The organism is Shewanella seohaensis (genome assembly GCF_023283775.1).
In the GTDB taxonomy this organism is placed as follows: Bacteria; Pseudomonadota; Gammaproteobacteria; order Enterobacterales; family Shewanellaceae; genus Shewanella; species Shewanella seohaensis.
Window position 1 is genome coordinate 129926 of sequence record NZ_JAKILE010000008.1, and the last position, 15968, is coordinate 145893.

A 15968-nucleotide genomic window follows, 5' to 3' on the forward strand; every position below is an offset into this window, starting at 1 on the left:
AGCAAGCTGACCTTAACGTCAAATGTTTTGCAAAATCTCACAAATCTCTGTCACAAGATATTTACTTCTATCCCCAGAATGCTAATGTAACTTTAGTGTTACAGTAGTATTGTATTACTTTTACATTTGATACATTGATACACGCTAACCTAATTATCAAACACAACAATAAAAGGAACGACGCTCATGGTGCTTAAACGCTCATTCGTGTCAGCAAGCTTGATCATGGCACTAGCCTCCTGTGGTGGGGACGACAGCAGCTACAGTGCGAACGACACAAATACCTTTACCCCTCCAGCCCCTGTGACATCGGCAGATCCAACAATTGCAGGTGAGGTGAGCTACAAAAATGCAGTAGTTCATGATCCTTCCATCATTAAAGATACCGATGGTACCTATTATGTTTTCGGCTCACATTTGGCGGTGGCCAGTTCTACAGACTTGATGAACTGGACACAAATTGCCTCTGATGGTGCAGCAAAGAGCAGCCTGTTTAATACCTATGAGTCAGAAATCGCGGAAGGCACAGCATGGACGGGCGGCTTTGTTGGTTCGTGGGCACCGGATGTGATAAAGCTTGCCGACGGTAAGTACCATTTCTATTACGACTTCTGTGGCGGCCCCGATAAGATTGATTGCGTATCGCGCTCCTATTTGGGGATGGCCATCTCGGACAATATTCTCGGTCCCTATGTTAACCAAGGCTTGATCTTAAAGTCTGGACAGGTTGGAGCCGAAAACCCCGGTGCCAATGGTCAAAACTACAATGGTTTTGTCGACCCTAACGCTATCGATCCAGCCGTGTTTTACGATAAAGATGGCGGTCTATGGATGACCTATGGTTCCTATTCCGGCGGGATCTGGGTGATGCAGTTAGATCCAGCAACGGGTAAACCGTTAGCGGATCAGGGCTATGGCACTAAGATCATGGGCGGCAACTACAGTGCGATTGAAGGGTCTTATGTTATCTATAGCCCTGAATCCGAATACTATTATATGTTTACCTCCTTTGGTGGCTTCGCCCAAAAAGACGGTTACAACATTCGTATCTCTCGCTCTAAAAATCCTAACGGTCCCTATGTCGATGCTGCGGGTCTGGACATGATTGGCGCAACAGCCGCAGGCAATATCGCCGACTATGGCGTTAAACTGATGGGCGGTTTCCAATTTGTGGCCCACCCGGGCGATGTGGGTCATGATCACGGTTACCTGTCACCCGGCCACAACTCCGCTTTTTATGATGCACAAACGGGCAAATACTTCTTAGTATTCCATACGCGCTTCCCCGATACCGGCGAAGGTCACAGCGTGCGCGTGCATGAGCTATTTCTCAACAGCGATGGTTGGTTAGTTGCCTCACCACAGCGTTATGCGCCGATCAACGGCGATAACATTGTCGATGAAATCGATGTCACTGGTGATTATCAATTCATTAATCACGCAAAAGATATCAATACGGCGGCGCACACCTCCCTGCACATTAAGTTATCCCGTACTTGGACCAATAAAGGCAGTGTTTCTGGCGATGTGACTGGTACATACCAACAGGGCGATGACAACCAAATCACCTTAATGCTAGACAATTTAGGCACTTTTGAAGGCGTACTCGCTTGGCAATGGGATCCTGAGCAAAACAAACTCATGCCGACATTTAGCGCCATTTCTAATGATGGGGTGAGTATTTGGGGCGTGAAGCTCACCGATAAAACCACTGAGGAAATTTTAACGGCATCGGCAAACGGCATTAGCCTGCCGACCGAAGCTACCGAAGGTAAAATCGCCTTACCGACAAAAGGTACCCGTGGATCAACTATCGAGTGGCAATCGAGCGACGAGTCAGTGATCCGTGCCGATGGCACCATTATCCGACCCAACGTGGGCGAGGGCGATAAGGTCGTGACCTTAACCGCGACGATCATGGTCAATGGTAAGAAGGTGACTAAAACCTTCCAAATCACCGTATTTGCCCGTAAAACCTATAACCGTATTGCCCAGTACAGCTTCGAGAATAACCTCAAGGATTCCTTGGGCTTATTTGGTGATGGTCAACCCACTGGCGATAGGATCTACAAAGCAGGTGATGCCATTGGCTACGCCACAGGCTTTGAAGGACAAGCCCTATCATTAGATGGTGCCCACGGGGTGTTACTGCCATCGGGCATTATCTCCAGCTACGAGTACACTGTGTCTTTTTGGGCAAGTCCTGCGGTTATCACAGGATTTACCACGGCATTCTTCGGCGCAGTTAACGAGCAAACCGCTGAAGATGGTAGCAAGTTCTCCAATACTTGGGTCAGTTTGCTGCCACAGGGCTGGGACGGTAATACCATGTTCTGGAGCCATAATATCGATACCAGCGGCAGCTCAGTGCTGGAGACCTGGTTTGATGGTGTCACCGGTGAGCGCATCGCTGAAAACACTTGGTCGCATCTAGCGTTCTCCGTCAATAAAGGGCTCGTTAAAGTCTTTATCAACGGGGTTGAGCGCTTCAGTAGCGGTAACCTTGCCAACTACTATACGGGTGCACAGGGTATTTTCGGTCTTGGTGTTAACTACTGGGATCTGCCATACAACGGCCTTATCGATGAGCTGAAGGTATATGAAGCAGCATTAACGGCTGAAGAAGTCAAAGCCCTCGATATCGACAAGTTAGCTGACAGTGAACTCTTGTCCTCAGCAACGGCCATTCTGGAGCTAGGCGACTTATCTGCGGTGCGTGAAAACATCGAACTGCCAGTAACGGGTCCTTATGCTTCGGCAATTACTTGGGTCTCTTCCGATCCAACCATTATCGATACCCGCGGCACAGTCAATCAGCCTGGCCGTGAGGAAACCGATAAGGTGGTGACCCTAACGGCAACCTTAAAACTCGGTCAAGCGACGCAGACGAAAGTCTTCACCGCCACCGTTAAGTCTAAGGCGCCGCCAACACCGGTCGCAGTCTACAGCTTTGAAGACAATCTTAACGACAGTACCGCTAACTTCGGTGCGGGCACTGTAGTGGGTAACCTGATTGGCGTTGAAGGCGGTAAAATCAGCTATGTGGATGGCTCGGTAGGCAAGGCGGCGGTCTTTGATGGTGCCTCTGGTATTGTATTGCCGAATAACCTTATCAAAGACTACACCTATTCAGTGTCAATGTGGCTCAACCCTGAGCAGCTGAATAAGTACACTACAGCCTTGTTTGGTTATGCGACTGATTCTAGCTGGACCAGCGTTTTACCAGGCGGTCAAAATGATTATGAGCGCATGGTGTTATGGTCAGGCACAGCATGGTACGACGGTAGAACTGGTTTTGTGATGCCAAAATCCCAATGGACGCACCTAGCGTACACTGTGAATGGCGGCGATGTGAAGGTCTATATCAATGGTGAATTGAAGTTTACCGGCGCGAACTTCCCGAACATCTTCTCAGTACCGACCACTAAGTTTGCGGTCGGGGTCAACTTCTGGGATACGCCTTTCAAAGGGGCAATAGATGAAATCAAGTTCTATGACGAAGCGATTACTGAACAAGATGTAGCTGATTTATTTGGTGAATCTAATCAATAATCGAGATTAGCTGTCTATACTGAAAGCACCCATTCGGGTGCTTTTTTATTGTTTGCAGCATGGTAATTGAATTCTGGTTATCCGTGGCTAAGGAATCTAATGACTGTTTTTCGTCTATTTACGCTGACAACGCTCACCATGTTGGCCTTTGCCTGTAACTCGATACTTTGCCGGCTTGCGTTAAAGGATGGCAGTATCGATGCGGGCAGCTTTACCCTGTTCCGGTTGTTATCGGGTGCCATCATGCTCTGGCTATTAAGCCTCAACAAACCTACGCAGGAGGCCAAAGGCCATTGGGGCTCAGCCTTGGCATTATTTGTCTACGCAGCGGGATTTTCCTATGCCTATATCAATATGACGGCTTCAATGGGGGCTCTGTTACTCTTTGGCGCCGTACAAGCCACCATGATTGGCTATGGGCTGTACCGAAAAGAAATCTTTAATACCAGACAATGGCTTGGATTAGGCTGCGCCGCTGCCGGTTTGATTTTTCTGCTGTTACCTGGGTTGTCGGCGCCGCCACTAATGAGTTCATTGTTGATGATAAGCGCTGGGGTCGCTTGGGGGATTTATTCGATTAAAGGTAAGGGAGCCAAGCATCCCATTCCTGTCAGTGCAGGCAACTTTATCCGCACTGTGCCGATGGCACTGTTATTACTGTTATTAGTTCGAGATCCCTTAGCGGTAAGTCAGATGGGAATTATCTATGCGTTAGCCTCGGGCGCCGTTGCTTCTGGCTTAGGTTATGCGATTTGGTATTCCATTTTACCTTTATTGTCATCCACCTACGCCGCCACTGTACAATTGAGTGTGCCGTTAATTGCCGCCGTTGGCGGAGTGGTATTGCTGGGTGAACCCCTAAGTCTTCGATTACTGCTAGCCTCCTGTGCCATCCTCGGTGGCATTGCACTGGTTGTCCTCAGCAAATCTGCACCAAAAAATAAAAGCTAAATAGAAAGAAACATTTATCTTTTCCTTTTGCCCTTGCGTCTGCCAACGCCTTGTTTAAGAATAAGGCCATTCTGGGTAAAAGGACGTCTTGAGTAAATCATGCAAACAGTCACGGTTGGCGATCTGTTGATGACAATCCCTGTGGGCAACCGCCTTGGTGAAGGTGTGCTATGGGACGATTTACACCAATCCATTTGGTGGACCGACATTCTCTCCTCCGTGATTTATCGTTTTCATCTCGCGAGCCGCTCCTTAGAGACTTTCCCCATGCCGCACCGTGTGGGCTCCTTTGGCCTCACGGCAAAGCCTACAACACTTATCGTCGCATTCGATATCGGTATTGCAACTTATGATATTGAAGAGCAAAGTCTGACATGGTTGGCGCAGCCAGAATCTCATTTTGCTGGCAATCGCTTTAATGATGGTCGCATCGATAGGCAAGGGCGTTTTTGGGCGGGTACTATGGTTGAGCGGCGCGATACGTTGCAACAAACCGCAGCCCTGTATTGTCTAGATGAGAAAGGGCATTGCCACCAACACCTTACAAATCTCGAAATCTCCAACGGCCTGTGCTGGAGCGTGGATGGACGAACGCTCTACCATGCTGATTCGCCAAAGCACCAAATCTATCAATATGATTTTGATATTGAGCAGGGGTTATTGAGTCGTAAGCGCCTCTTTGCGACCACGAGCCATCATATTTTTCCTGATGGTTCTGATGTCGATGCGGCGGGTTATCTCTGGAATGCCCAGTGGGGCGGTGGACAGGTAGTGCGCTATCGTCCCGATGGTGAAGTCGATCTTATCCTCAAATTGCCCGTTACCCACCCAACCAGCATTGCTTTTGGCGGCGAAAAGCGCGATTTACTGATAGTTACCAGTGCCAAACACTCACTTGACGCATCGCAATTAGACCAAGAGCCGCAAGCAGGCGATGTGTTTATCTACCCATTACAGGGTATTTATGGTGTAAACAGCCCTCGTTTTTGCGGGCAGCTATAAGTTTAGATCAGCGTTTTTAGCGTAAATCTTGTTATCACAACCACTCACCAATCCCTTATACAAAAACGGTTTACCGTAATTTCAGGTAAAATCCCCCTTTGTTGCCCCAATCATTTACCTTAAATTGTGATCTTGCTCAAAAAGCAGCTAATCGGTATTTTCACTCATAATCTGAGCAACTGGCGTCACTTTTGTGACACGCATCAACAATAAGATTTACGCCCATCGGAAATTGGTACAAAGTGGACAAAATGGCTAATCAAAATGTCCATATCAATAAAAGTATTTAATTCTATATACTGGCGCAAATAAAACACATAAACCTAATTGCCTCATTGTAAATCATTTAATTTAGACATTTGCTCCATTGGCAGCTTGATGTGATTTTGATCACCTGTCGGAAATTGTCATTATTGGTCACTTTTTTATACTCACACCATGAGTAGGGTTAAGTTCTCTACTCAAGCATGCAGCGTATTCGCTGCAACTTGTGAGCACATAAAAGAGAGTGTGTGAAATGACAATGAATAGACGACAGTTTTTTAAACTCTGTGCTGTAGGAGCCGCGACTTCTGCTATTTCTGCACTGGGGTTAATGTCCGAAAAGGCATTTGCATCCGTCAGAGGTTTTAAATTGCTACGCGCAAAAGAGACGCGTAACAATTGTTGCTACTGCTCTGTGGGTTGTGGTTTGTTGATGTACAGCCAAAGCAGTAATGGGAAAAATGCGGAGCAGAGCATTTTTCATATTGAGGGCGATGCCGATAATCCGATTAACCGCGGCGCCCTGTGTCCAAAAGGGGCAGGACTGGTTGACTATGTGAACAGTCCGCACCGTTTAAAATATCCCGAAGTGCGTTTACCCGGTTCGGATAAATGGCAGCGCATTAGCTGGGATGAGGCCTTTAAGCGTATCGCAAGGCTTATCAAAGACGAGCGCGATGCCAATCTGGTTGAGAAAAATGCCCAGGGTCAAACCGTTAACCGCTTAGTCAGCCTAGGGATGATGACATCATCGGCCCAAGCAAACGAAGGCTGCTACATTACCCATAAATTTGGCCGTGCCATTGGTATGTTAGGCATAGATAACATCGCCCGCGTTTGTCACGCCCCAACACCCGCGGCGATGGCGCCCACCTTTGGCCGTGGTGCTATGACTAACCACTGGGCGGATATGAAAAATACCGATCTGGCCATAGTGATGGGCGGTAACGCTGCCGAAGCGCATCCCGTCGGCTTTGGTTGGGTGACAGAAGCGATGGAACATAACAACGCCAAGTTGATTGTGGTCGATCCGCGCTTTAACCGCAGTGCTGCCGTCGCCGATTTATATGCGCCTATTCGTTCAGGCACCGATATTGCCTTCCTGCTCGGCATGATCCGCTACCTGCTCGAAACCCAGCAAATCAACCTTAACTATGTCAAAGCCTATACCAACGCCTCGTTTATAGTGCGGGAAGACTTTGAATTTAATGACGGTTTATTCAGTGGCTACGATGAGGCTAACCATAAATACGACCAATCCACTTGGTTCTATGAGTTAGATGAAGAGGGCTACGCAAAAGTTGACCCAAGCTTAAGCCATCCTCGCTGCGTGATAAACCTGCTGAAAAAACACGTTGATCGCTACGATCCTGACACGGTATCCAGCATCACAGGGACGCCTAAAGAAGCCTATCTCGAAGTATGTCAGCAAATTGGGGCGACCCATGTTGACCATAAAGCTGCCACCTTCCTGTATGCCCTCGGTTGGACACAGCACAGCGTCGGCGCGCAAAACATCCGTACCATGGCGATGATCCAATTGCTGCTTGGCAATATGGGGATCATGGGCGGCGGCGTGAATGCGCTGCGCGGTCACTCAAACGTACAGGGCGCGACGGACTTAGGTTTATTATGCCAAGGATTACCTGGCTACCTAAAACTGCCACAGGATAGAGATGTTGATTTACAAAACTATTTAGCCCATTACACCCCTAAAGCCTTAAGACCAAACCAAACTAACTATTGGCACAATTACCCAGCCTTTACCGTGTCGTTGTTAAAAGCCTTCTTCGGTGAACATGCAACGGCAGAGAATGATTATGGTTATGACTGGCTGCCAAAATGGGACCAACAGTACGATATCAACAAGCAAATCGACATGATGGTTCACGGTGAGGTTAACGGCTACTTTATCCAAGGCATCAACGCGCTTAACTCCCAACCCGATAAGCAAAAAGTGTCTAAGGGCTTATCGAATCTGAAGTTCTTAGTGGTGCTGGATGCGCTCGCGAACGAAACCTCGAGCTTCTGGCGCAATGCGGGTCAATTTAACGATGTCGATACCGCCAGTATTCAAACCGAAGTCTTCCGCTTACCAACTACATGTTTTGCAGAGGAAAGTGGTTCAATTGCTAACTCGAGCCGCTGGTTACAATGGCACTTCAAGGGCGCGAATCCTCCCGGTGAAGCCTTATCTGATCCTGCGATCCTTTCTGGCATCATGCTGGAATTAAAACGTTTATACCGTGAAGAGGGCGGCCGTTTACCTGCGCCTATCGAAGCCATTAAATGGGACTATGCGATTGAGCATGAACCCAGTTCAGAGGAAATCGCGCGGGAGATGAACGGTTATGATCTCACGACCGGTAAGCTGCTCAATGGTTTCTCCGAATTAAAAGCCGATGGCTCAACCTCATGCGGTATTTGGGTTTACTCAGGCATGTGGACCGAAGCGGGCAACTTGATGGCGCGTCGTGATAATAGCGACCCATCAGGCAAAGGCATTACCCCGAATTGGTCATTTGCATGGCCTGCAAACCGCCGTATTTTGTACAACCGCGCCTCATGTGACGTGCAAGGTAAGCCGCGCGACCCAAGCCGTGTGCTGCTCGAGTATAAGGACAGCAAGTGGCAGGGCATTGATGTGCCAGACTTTAATGCCAAATTGAATGCCGAAGAATCGGCCCATCCTTTCATCATGCAAGCCGATGGCGTTGGCCACTTATTTGCGCTGCGTGACTTAAAAGATGGCCCATTCCCAGAACATTACGAGCCGTTCGAATCACCACTGGCGAGTAACCCGCTGCACCCTAAGGTCACCAATAACCCAGTGGCGCGTATGTTCAAAGGCTTACGTGAAAGCTTTGGTACCAATGAAGAATTCCCCTATGTTGGCACCACTTACTCAATGACGGAGCACTTTAACAACTGGACCACACATTGCCACCTTGCTGCGATTACCCAGCCACAACACTTTATCGAAATCGATGAAACCTTGGCGGCGGAAAAGGGCATCAATAACGGTGATTGGGTCAAGGTGAGCTCTAAGCGCTCGCATATTGTCACTAAGGCCTATGTCACTAAACGACTCCAACCCATGATGGTTCAGGGCAAAAAAGTTCACACCATAGGTATTCCACGCCATGGCAGTTATGAGGCCTTGACGCAGAAGAGTTATATCGTCAACGAGCTGACTTCATCTGTGGGCGATGCCAATACCCAAACCCCTGAATATAAAGCATTCCTTGTGAATATTGCCAAAGCGGAGGGCTTCTAATTATGGCTTCTCAAGATATTATCCGCATCTCAGGCACCACGGATATCACCCCAGCGTCTCAAGCGCGCATTGGTGCGGTCCAGCAGGTGACTAAGCTGTTTGATGCGACTAAATGTACCGGCTGTAAAGCATGTCAGGTTGCCTGCTCCGAATGGAATGACCTTCGTGAAGATGTCGGCACTTTCCAAGGCAGTTACCAGAACCCGATGATACTGTCTCCAGAAAGCTGGAACATAATGCAGTATCACGAAGTGATGGATAACAATAAGTTGCGTTGGCAATTTACCCACACTGCCTGTATGCACTGCGCCGATCCAGCCTGTTTAAAAGCTTGTTCAACCAGCGGCGCGATTGTGCAACATGCCAATGGCACAGTGGATTTTGATTCGAACAAGTGTATTGGCTGTGGTTATTGCGCCAGTGCCTGTCCTTTCAATGTGCCTAAGATCAGCGCCAAAGATAACAAAGCCTATAAGTGCACCCTGTGCTCCGATAGGCTCGCCGTTGGCCTCGAGCCTTCCTGTGTTAAAACCTGCACCGTGGGAGCGCTGCGTTTTGGCACCCGCGAAGACATGTTGTTCTATGCCGAAAAGCGCGTCGAGCAGTTAAAGGAACGTGGTTTTAGCAAGGCGGGACTCTATAACCCCGAAGGGGTTGGTGGTACGCATATGATGATGATCCTCCACGACATCACACAACCCGAAACCTATGGTATGCCCAAGGATCCGCAAATCCCTGCCGCCACCGAATGGCGTCAAGATTGGCTTAAACCTCTGGGCACCGCAGGCTTGCTCGCAACAGCGGCGTTCGCCCTGATGCACCGTATTGCTGTAGGGCGCAACATCGTCGAGGAAGATCAGCCAGGTTACATTGATGCCGGTGTCAAAGAGGAGGAAAAGCTATGAATCATAAAGAAATGATTGTCCGTCATAAGCTCGTTGATCGCCTGTGCCACTGGACCATAGTCTTTGTTGGCCTAGTGACCTTTCTAACGGGATTCTCGTTTTTTTATCCCTCGTTCCAGTGGCTCAGTGGCATTGTTGGCACACCACAGCTGGCAAAAGTGATGCATCCATTTTTCGGGATCGCCATGTGTCTGCTGCTGGCGGTGATGTTGATCCGCTACTACCAGCACAATAAGTGGAATAAATACGATTTGCCTTGGATGAAAGCCGTGGTGTGGGTGTTACTGCAGAAAGAAGAGAACATTCCGCCCGTGGGCCATTACAACCCAGGTCAGAAAATGTTATTCCGCGCCTTTGTGGTTTTTGTGCTGGCGTTTCTGATCAGCGGCATCATGATGTGGCAGCCTTATTTTGCGCCCATGTTCTCGGCAGAAGCGGTCAATTGGGCCACCTTAGTCCACTCGGCCTGCGGGGTGTTAATGCTGCTCTCCCTCGTGGTGCATGTGTGGATGGCCTGCTGGATTGAAGGCTCTATCACTGGGATGCTCTACGGAAAAGTCTCTAAGGCTTGGGCCCGTAAGCACCATCCAGCCATGTTAGAAGAACACGAGGACAAATAGCAATGAAGATGGCCAGCGATATCCCGTTAAGTTTTGTTGATAAGTCTCCCTTAGCATTGAAACCGCTAAAAGCGGCAGATCCTGAGAAAATTTATCAACATAGAGCACGTCGTTTAGCCCAATTAGCGCAGGATTCTCCGCTGGCGGATTATCTTAAGCTTTGCCAAATCCTTGTGTCGACGCAGCAAAAACTGGCTGCAACGGAAATGGGCCCTGCGCCAAAGATTGACCCAGAGGTCCAATTTCCGCTGTCAGTGAGTCAAACTGCTAAGGCCCAAGCTTGGTTACGGCCATTGCAAGCACTGCTAACTGAGTTGGTATCTCAAGTACCTGCGCATTTAGTGCCAGTGATACAAGAGCTACAACAGCAGTCACCAGCTCAATTGCTAGAGTGGGGCAATCAACTAAGGCAAGGGCAGTTTAGTGCCGTACCCGCACAGTTCAGCTTATTTATCTGGGCGGGTTTGTCACTGTATTGGTCCCATTGGGCGCCCATGGTGATTGCACGTATGGATGTCAATCGGGTTAAACAGTCCAGTTTATGCCCTGTGTGCGGTAGTCATCCGGTCGCCAGCATGATTGTCGATAAACCCCGCGAAGGGCTGCGTTATCTGCATTGCAGTCTGTGCGAAACTGAATGGCATTATGTGCGCGCCCATTGTACTTGCTGCGAACAATCTCGGGAGATGTCCATTTGGTCCTTTGACGATCATAAAGCCAACGTGCGGATTGAGAGCTGTGAGACGTGTAAGGGCTACACTAAGATGTTGTTTACCAACCGTTTGCCATTGTTAGATGCGGCTGCGGACGATATCGCAACGCTGGGGTTGGATGCCGAGCTCAATGCAAAGGGCTATGTTGCGACAACGGTAAATCCGCTGTTACTTGCACATGAGGCCTAACCAATAAAAAAGGATTGAATAAACAAGGCCATGGATGGCCTTTGCTAAACATGTTCCATTCGGTCACCACTTAAGTTGTGACCGAATGGTCATTGACTGTGATATCAACCTCGCCGGTAAAATCAGAGTGGGGCGGTTATCAGGCTTTTTGGCATACGCTGTATTGATTCAAATGCCCCTTCACTTTATAGCTAAAGCATTATTAGGCCTTAATGGTTATAAAAACCATGTGGAATGCCTAGATGAAACAATATTGGATTTTGCGGAGCTGAGTTTAAACAGTATTATTTAGAATAACTTAGATAAAAACAGTGTTTTATTGTGCCAAGATTACACTCGGCATTACAAAGTTTTACTCCACAAAGCGAACCAAGAAGCTTCAATCATTCCATAAGCATACTTTCACTCCATAAGAATATTTTCGTCGCTCAAACCCGTTTGTCTAAACCTAGAAACCCAGCGACAAACAACGATGGCGGTATGCATCTTGAACTCGAATCTGACTGGAACTGCGAGCGTGGAGTCGAAATCATCATTCAAGCCAACAGACTTCTTTGTGTAGGTAGGTTTAACAGCATTGAACCGTAATGCTCTGGGAATTTGGATAATTTAGGCGCATTGCACAACAGGCATTTTGCTCAAAGACGATTCCACTGATGAAGGGACTACATTGCGGTATCTGAGTATTGTGAGGTTTACACCAAAAATAGGCGTGACTAAACAACGCGATTTAGCGAGGTTAATCAACGCGCTCATTAATAGCGCATGAAGATAGTCCACCTGAACTTATCGCTACATCATCAATCTTTGTTAATCACAATCCTTTAGTCACATTCGTGCGCTACGTGAAATCTGCACAACTTGCAGGGCAATCCTAGCCAAATATTCACGTAGAAACGCCTTTTAATAAATTCATTAAACGCATCCTTAGGCTGATGATTAATAACCAACGGTGAGTGTTAAAACGAGGGCATTCTTAACCCTTATGGTGAGTGACTAATAAGAGCAATTAATAAAATTCTGCCATTTGCCTAGGGAAGGTAATCAACCATATTCACTCACATTCAATTTAACATAATATACATTGTGCGCAGTTTTGTATGAGAGGGATTTGGGATGCCAACGCGGTACTAGTCAATCCCGCGTAAATGGTCTAATGGCTTATTGAAGGCGCTTTCATGTCTTTCTATTTGTGTGGTATGCAAATATTTCGATGTGGTGTCGATACTCTCATGGCCAGCATCGGCTTGTACGTGTGACAACGGTCGACGATTGATATTGATATCATGGGTGATCCCCGTGTGCCGAATGTTGTGTGCGGTGAGTTTTCGCATTTGCTCAGCATCCTGGATAAAGCCATCGGTTTGAGCATTATCCGCCGCGAGATTGATAATGGTTTGGATGTCGTCGCGGATTTGCCGGATCCCGAGATTGGCATTGACAAGACCCGCGTCGCGGCCACGACCGGCGGCGCGATGGCGAACAAACAAAGGATGATGTTCACCTTGGCTTGGAAAATCTGACAGCCCCAAAAATTGCCTGTATTTAACCAAACCATCGAGTAACGCCTTAGAAATGGCCACGCTGCGTTTTTTCCCACCTTTACTGAGCGGAATGTGAAAACTCCAAATTCCAGTCTGTGGATTTTGCCTAAATTGCCCCATAACGGGCGAATAGCCAACCCGAGCCGAAACATCTGAAATACGCAAATAACAGGAATAAATCAATGAAATCAAAAACAAACTACGTTGGTGTAATTCGGGTGTCGTTTCTGCCAGCTGAGTCACTGTACTCATCACATAGGACCACTGTAATTCTGTGAAAGCCAAGCTGTTTTCATCTTCATCAGTTTGTCTTTGATACTGCTTGTTTTGCGCAAAACGACTGTGATTCAACCAAATTTGCGCGGGATTACGCTCGCAAAACTCCTCACTCATTAAATAGCTATAAAACGAGGATAAAATAGCAATCTTGGTCTTTAAGGCGTTATCGCTCAGCACATAAGGCTGCACTTGCCCAAGGGTTTTCTTGCCGACAAATGGCCGCCAAAGGCTGTTGGGCACTCGCTCATCCCGCAATTTATCGACTTTAAACTGTGGCACGTTAAAGTAACCGATTAGCGTTAATGGTGGCGCTAAGCAATAATCCACATAGCGACTCATATCCTTACGTAACACCTGTGTGGGCGACATTTTCGCGACATCAAAACACCAATGCAGGAACGTTGTTACTTCACTCCGATAGGCTTTATAGTTGTTTTCACTGTGTTTTTGCTCGAATAACCAATCAGTTGCGTGTTCCATTACTAAACCCGCATCAGGTACATCTGCAAGACTGACTTGTGTGATGTATTGATTCACCACACTGTTACCGTCTTGTATGAATTGAATTGAATCAAATAATGGTAATACTGGAGGAAGCTGCATATTAACTTTAAAATTTAATGGTTTATTGCATGATAATACTTAAATGCAAATGCCGATAACGTTATTTATCGGCATTAACCAAAAACTCAATTTGTGGACAGCTCGTTTGCGTACATTGCTGGCAACCAATGCGTTTTTGGCAGCAAATCAGACAAAGCTGCCAGACTTTTCGTTTTGATTGACTATCGAGACAAGAAAAGTCCGCCGCACATAACGTGCCTTCGCGAATAAGTTGCGCGAGTTTTTCCTCTGAAATGGATAGATTGATCCGTTCAGCCATATAAATCCCCTGCGATTAACTCTGTGTCGATAATACTAAAATGAGAATAGTTATCAACAAGGTTAATGCAATAATGCTAACTCCCCCACTATCTTAATTATTTTCAACTGATCTGATTGGCTTCTACTACACTCTAACTGTGTGCTGCTCCTTTACGTGTTGAGGTACCGGATGGTGATTGATCTTACAAACAAAAAGCCGTTGTTCTCCACTAAGAAAACCACTGAAACCTCTACCTCTGGGGCCCCTTGGAAGATCCTTGTTGTCGATGATGAGCCCGATGTCCATACCGTGACTAAGCTCGCCCTTTCCCGTTTTCGCCTCGATGGCCGTGCCCTCACCTTTATTAATGCCTACAGTGGCGAACAGGCAAAGGAGCTGCTCGCCCATGAACAAGATATTGCCGTTGCTTTTATCGATGTGGTGATGGAAAGCGACCATGCGGGACTCGAGCTGGTTAAATGGATCCGCGAAGTGCAAGTGAACAAAAATATTCGACTCATTCTCCGTACTGGCCAGCCCGGACAAGCCCCCGAAGAGGATGTAATAGTCAATTACGATATCAATGATTACAAAGCCAAATCTGAACTCGATTCCCGCAAACTCATGACCAGCGTCTACTCTGCCCTTCGCTCCTATCGCGACATTATGGAAATCGAGCAAGCAAGACGAGCGCAAGTGAGTCATCGTAAGGGCTTAGAGCGGGTGCTTGAAGCCACCTCGGGCCTATTTGAACTCAGAACCTTACATCGATTTGCCGATGGCCTACTCACCCAAGTTGCGACTCTGCTTAATCTTGATACTGAAACCTTGCTGCTGACCTGCAATGCGATGGATGCGATTAGTGGCCATGTGGATACGGCTGAAATTGAAATCCTCGCCGGTACAGGGCAATTTGCTAATAGTCCTTCACATAAAGAACTCCCTGAGCATATCGCCACGCTGTTGCGTAGCGCCTTAATGCAAAAGCGCTGCTTGTACGAAGACAATTGCTTTATCGGTTATTTCCCGACAAAGAGCGGTCTTATTAATCTGCTCTATATGGATGGCATTGATAAAATTGATGATTTGGACAAAAAGCTGGTCGATATTTTTGCGATAAACGTCGGGGTTGCGTTTGAGAATCTTCTCTTGAATCAAGAGGTGGAAGATACTCAATCAGAACTGATCCTGCGTTTAGGCGATGTGGTCGAGAGTCGTTCTAAAGAAGCCGCCAATCATGTTAAGCGCATGGCGGAATATTGTGCCCAACTGGCGTTACTGGCGGGGTTAACCGAGACCGAAGCCGACTTATTGCGCCGCGCCTCTCCAATGCACGATATAGGTAAAATCGCCATCCCCGATGCGGTATTACTCAAACCTGGCAAATTAGATGACCAAGAATGGTCTGTAATGCGTCAGCACCCCAGCATTGGATACCAGATCCTCGCCAATTCCGAACGGCCGATTTTAAAAGCGGCGGCGATTATCGCCCTACAACACCATGAAAAATATGACGGCTCTGGCTATCCAAGCAATTTAAAACAAGACCAAATTCACATTTTTGCCCGCATCGTTGCTATCGCAGATGTGTTCGACGCCCTATCACACGCAAGATGCTACAAAGCTGCCTGGCCATTAGAGGATGTTATCGTCGAAATGCGTAAAGGTGCAGGTAAACATTTTGATCCTGATTTGCTCGAACTCTTTATCAATAACATCGATATCTTTGTTCGAGTCAAAGATAACTGGAAGGATCATGACGAGTCATTAAAATAACCTTAAAAATCAGCACAAACTGAATGGTAAA

Annotated in this window: 10 protein-coding genes; 8 read left to right on the forward strand and 2 right to left on the reverse strand. The window is 47.4% G+C overall.

Going from position 1 to position 15968, the window contains the following annotated elements; genetic code table 11:
• Positions 1-186: 186 nt before the first annotated feature.
• The 7 genes from L2713_RS11150 to fdhE all read left to right on the forward strand — a co-directional run bounded on the left by L2713_RS11150 (position 187) and on the right by fdhE (position 11473).
• Positions 187-3552, forward strand: coding sequence for a LamG-like jellyroll fold domain-containing protein (locus L2713_RS11150; protein WP_248967943.1), 3366 nt, complete (start codon positions 187-189; stop codon positions 3550-3552).
• 99 nt (positions 3553-3651) lie between these two features.
• Positions 3652-4503: a DMT family transporter gene (locus L2713_RS11155; RefSeq protein ID WP_248967945.1), complete on the forward strand. Its 852-nt coding sequence runs from the start codon at positions 3652-3654 to the stop codon at positions 4501-4503.
• Between the two features lie 99 nt (positions 4504-4602).
• Entirely contained in the window at positions 4603-5505 is a 903-nt protein-coding gene (locus L2713_RS11160; RefSeq protein ID WP_248967947.1) for an SMP-30/gluconolactonase/LRE family protein, read from the forward strand.
• 523 nt (positions 5506-6028) lie between these two features.
• A complete protein-coding gene (fdnG, locus tag L2713_RS11165; protein WP_248967949.1) occupies positions 6029-9046 on the forward strand; it encodes a formate dehydrogenase-N subunit alpha in 3018 nt (1005 codons plus the stop codon).
• Between the two features lie 2 nt (positions 9047-9048).
• On the forward strand, positions 9049-9951 hold the full coding sequence (gene fdxH / locus L2713_RS11170) for a formate dehydrogenase subunit beta (protein ID WP_248967951.1): 903 nt from the start codon (positions 9049-9051) through the stop codon (positions 9949-9951).
• Positions 9948-10571 (forward strand): formate dehydrogenase subunit gamma, encoded by a 624-nt coding sequence (locus tag L2713_RS11175; RefSeq protein WP_248967952.1) that lies wholly within the window; start codon positions 9948-9950, stop codon positions 10569-10571. Before fdxH ends, L2713_RS11175 begins: the two co-directional genes overlap by 4 nt.
• 2 nt (positions 10572-10573) lie before the next feature.
• Entirely contained in the window at positions 10574-11473 is a 900-nt protein-coding gene (fdhE, locus tag L2713_RS11180; protein ID WP_248967954.1) for a formate dehydrogenase accessory protein FdhE, read from the forward strand.
• A gap of 1130 nt (positions 11474-12603) precedes the next feature.
• On the opposite strand, the gene L2713_RS11185 is transcribed toward fdhE, so the two are convergent.
• Positions 12604-13899 carry a tyrosine-type recombinase/integrase gene (locus L2713_RS11185; protein WP_248967956.1) on the reverse strand — a complete coding sequence of 432 codons (1296 nt, stop codon included), beginning with the start codon at positions 13897-13899 and terminating at the stop codon, positions 12604-12606.
• A 61-nt stretch (positions 13900-13960) separates the two neighbouring features.
• On the reverse strand, positions 13961-14179 hold the full coding sequence (locus L2713_RS11190; protein ID WP_089067768.1) for a hypothetical protein: 219 nt from the start codon (positions 14177-14179) through the stop codon (positions 13961-13963).
• 171 nt (positions 14180-14350) lie between these two features.
• On the opposite strand from L2713_RS11190, the gene L2713_RS11195 reads away from it, so the two are divergent.
• Positions 14351-15937: a DUF3369 domain-containing protein gene (locus L2713_RS11195; protein ID WP_248967958.1), complete on the forward strand. Its 1587-nt coding sequence runs from the start codon at positions 14351-14353 to the stop codon at positions 15935-15937.
• Positions 15938-15968: the final 31 nt, after the last annotated feature.